Annotated in this window: 1 protein-coding gene; it reads left to right on the plus strand. The window is 53.5% G+C overall.

Translation table 11 applies throughout. The features are described 5' to 3' along the window. Positions 1-101: 101 nt before the first annotated feature. A complete protein-coding gene (locus tag CRN96_RS13125) occupies positions 102-1,286 on the plus strand; it encodes an IS256 family transposase (RefSeq protein ID WP_097042987.1) in 1,185 nt (394 codons plus the stop codon). Positions 1,287-1,405: the final 119 nt, after the last annotated feature.

Genomic DNA, 1,405 nt, shown 5'->3' on the forward strand with positions numbered 1-1,405 from the left:
GATTATGTCCATATAATTGTGTAATAAAGAAAAATGAGCCAAGTCATTTCTCTGTAGTACAATGTAGTTACCACAACACACATTGATTGGAGAGAAATGAAATGACTCAACTAAATTTTAACCTAGATATGGACAAATTAACAGAGGAAATCCTCAGCAGCGATCTCAGTTCCGTGACTAAAGGGCTGGCCGTGGCCGTCTTCAATGCCTACATGGAAGCTGAGCGGGATGCGCATGTCCAGGCCAGCCATCTGGCGCGGAGCCCCGACCGTCAGGACATGCGCAACGGGTACTATGAGCGGGATTACAGACTGCCGATCGGCCGGATCACCTTGAAGGTGCCGCGCACCCGTTCCGGTGAATTCTCCACAACGCTGTTCGAGCGCTATCAGCGGATGGACCAGTCACTGGTGCTGACCATGATGGAGTCGGTCATCAGCGGCGTCTCCACCCGGAAGGTGACGAAGATTGTGGAAGAGCTGTGCGGCGACGCCGTATCGAAGTCCTTTGTCTCCAACGTCATGAAACGCCTCGATCCGGAGATTGAGGCCTTCCGGACCCGCGCATTGAATGACGCGCAGTATGATTATGTCTACGTGGATGCGATGTACATCAAAGTCCGTGAGGACCACCGTGTCGTCTCCAAAGCCGTCTATATCGCCCAGGGCGTCACCACGGCCCATTACCGTGAGATGATCGGCTTCATGGTCGCCGGGAATGAATCGACGGTGTCATGGACGGCGTTCTTCCAGGACCTGCGGGCCCGGGGCCTGACGAAGCCGAAACTGATCATCTCCGATGCCCATGCCGGTCTGAAGGCCGCAATCAAACAGGAATTCACCGACTGCCCCTGGCAGCGCTGCACCTTCCATTTCCTGCAGAATATGGTGACCAGTATGCCGAAAAAGCACAGCGGGCCCGCCCGGCAGATGTTGAAGCGCATCTTCCGGGCAGAAACGATCAAACACGCAGAAGCCTACAGGGATGAATTCATTGAATTCGTGCAGGATGACCCGAAGTATGCAGCAGTCATTGAGAAGCTGGAGGCCGGGTTCAGCGATGCGACCCAATTCATGCATGAACCCGAGGATTACTACGTCTCTTTGAGGACCACGAACAGTCTGGAACGGGTCAACCGGGAGATCCGCCGGCGTGAGCGTGTCATCGGCATCTTCCCGAACCTCGCGTCAGCGGAGCGTTTGATCGGGGCGGTGCTGATGGATATCCATGAACTTTTCCAAACCCCTAAACGTAAATTGTTTCAGAAGCATGATTTAGACAAGTAGCCGGCCAGCTCAGTGAAAAATTTCCCGCCCCAGCCATGGCTGGGGCGGGAAACCCCACATACTGAGTAACTACATATCTGTACTTTAATCCTTATTACACAGGATTATGGACTTGACTT

The sequence above is a fragment of the Salinicoccus kekensis genome (assembly GCF_900220995.1).
GTDB classification, from domain to species: domain Bacteria; phylum Bacillota; class Bacilli; order Staphylococcales; family Salinicoccaceae; genus Lacicoccus; species Lacicoccus kekensis.

What these genes read in the sequence shown, in the direction of transcription:
- CRN96_RS13125 (WP_097042987.1), top strand. Translation starts at nt 102, where the DNA reads ATGACTCAACTAAATTTTAACCTAGATATGGACAAATTAACAGAGGAA.